The sequence below is a fragment of the Pseudarthrobacter sp. fls2-241-R2A-127 genome, assembly GCF_030209355.1.
Lineage (GTDB): Bacteria > Actinomycetota > Actinomycetes > Actinomycetales > Micrococcaceae > Arthrobacter.
In genome coordinates this window covers 1-1,731 of record NZ_JARVSF010000039.1, presented here as the reverse complement: position 1 = coordinate 1,731, position 1,731 = coordinate 1, and the positions used below count along the sequence as shown (strand labels likewise).

Sequence of the window (1,731 nt, the reverse complement as noted above, 5' to 3'; positions counted from 1 at the left end):
GACAGGCCTCCGTCGGCCACAGCTCCGCAAGCTTCGCCAGCAGCCAAAACAACAACGGGGGGAGAGGGGAGCTGGCCGGTCACCACGAGCCGCCCCACCCACCAATTCCTCAGCAAAGGACTATCAACATGACCGACGCAATCCGCATCTCCAGCCCCGCCGACATCCTTGGTTTCATCCCGCACTCCCTCGGGTTCGTCCCGCGTGAATCATTCGTGTTCCTGACGATGCGCGGCAAGACACTGGGCGCGACACTGCGCGTCGACGCCCCCGCGTCCGCGGAACCTGCCGGGTTCGCCCGCTCCATGGCCGACTACCTCGCCCTGGACACTCAGGCCACCGGCGTGCTGCTGGCCATCTACACGGCCACCACCCGGGCCCCCGGACAGGTGCGTCCGTTCTATGACCACGTCGAGGCCGTCATAGAAGTGCTCGAGACGGCGGGGACGCCGCTACGTGACGCGTGGCTGGTCACCCCGTCGCACTGGCAAAACCTGCTGTGCGACAGCGACGCCGGGTGCTGCCCGCCCGAACCGCTGGAGGCCATCACCGACGGTCAACTGAACGCCGAACTGGTGTTCCGTGGCAGCAGCTACCAACAGACGCCCGGCACGACCTACGCGCCCTTCTCAGGCCCGGCAGACAGAGAGGAACAGATCCGTCGTGCACTCCCGGGAGTGCTCGGCGCGGAGCTGCGCCCGGGCCGGAAACTGTGGGCAGAGGCCCTGAGCCGGGGAGGCTGGATGGACCCGCAGACAGCGGTGGAGCTGCTGGCCTGCTTCCAGCGCCCCGACCTGCGCGACACGCTGCTCTGCAACGTGATCGACCCGAAACTGCCGGACGCCGAGGACAGCGGGAACCTGCTCGTAGGGGAGGGGATCGCCCCCGACTGGGACCGCGTGGACCGGGCACAGGACACCGCCCGGGACCTCATCGACGCCGCCCCCGAAGGTTACCGGGCGCCGCTGCTGACCTTGATCGGATGGCTGGCCTACCTCAAAGGCCAGTCATCCGTAGCTGCGGACCACTTCAAGCTCGCCCTGTCAGACACGCCGGGCTACCGGCTCGCGGAACTGATGGAGGAGCTGGTGAGCCGGGGAACCATCGCCCCCGTCGCGAAGAACCAGGCCACCGCCTACAAGCGGCACCGCTAGACGGATGGGGCCGGGCCGGGCCAGGAAGGGTCCGGCCCCCGCGGGTGCGGGGGCGGCCTCCCCGCAAGCTCCTCCGGCCGCCGATCACGCTGCCGCGGGCGCAGCACCACAACCAGGCAACGGGCCAGAGGCCGGGCTACAGTGGACAAGGAAGACAAGCCACTACAAGCCTGGGGGCAGCACATGAGCCACGAGTACATCCTCACGGACGACGACGCCGCAGCAGCGGACGCCACCCAGGCCCAGGACATCCTCGAACTCTCGATGTTGACCATGCCGCAGCCAGGCGCCCCCATCGTCGATATCTCCTGGGAGAAATCCCCGCTGGACCTGTAACTTCATGCAGCGAAGACGCTGCACCACTGGGTTTCCTTTTGCTGAGGGAAAACTGAGGCCGGCCCCACGGGGCCGGCCTCAGCCCTTTAACCGCTGAAAAGGACCTCGCGCCGCTCGGACTGCAAAAGCCCTTTTTCTGGTTTTGGCTGCTGTCCTGACGGATTGTACGTGTCCGCTCCGGCCGGTCTAGCTGTACTAACCCGGTTGGTTGGTGACACGGCTGGCGGGTGAGGCGCCTTTG

2 protein-coding genes are annotated in these 1,731 nt (G+C 67.2%); both read left to right on the top strand.

Annotation, left to right across the window (positions count from 1 at the left end):
* Positions 1 to 128: 128 nt before the first annotated feature.
* The gene (locus QRN53_RS18730; protein WP_285245315.1) at positions 129 to 1,154 is read left to right on the top strand and encodes a DUF4192 domain-containing protein; all 1,026 of its coding nucleotides are present in this window, start codon (positions 129 to 131) and stop codon (positions 1,152 to 1,154) included.
* A gap of 183 nt (positions 1,155 to 1,337) precedes the next feature.
* Positions 1,338 to 1,490, top strand: a complete 153-nt coding sequence (locus tag QRN53_RS18725; RefSeq protein WP_285245314.1) for a hypothetical protein — start codon at positions 1,338 to 1,340, stop codon at positions 1,488 to 1,490.
* Positions 1,491 to 1,731 lie beyond the last annotated feature (241 nt).

Bases quoted from the DNA above. Each gene is read 5' to 3' on its own strand.
- QRN53_RS18730 (WP_285245315.1), top strand. From the start codon at position 129: ATGACCGACGCAATCCGCATCTCCAGCCCCGCCGACATCCTTGGTTTC.
- QRN53_RS18725 (WP_285245314.1), top strand. From the start codon at position 1,338: ATGAGCCACGAGTACATCCTCACGGACGACGACGCCGCAGCAGCGGAC.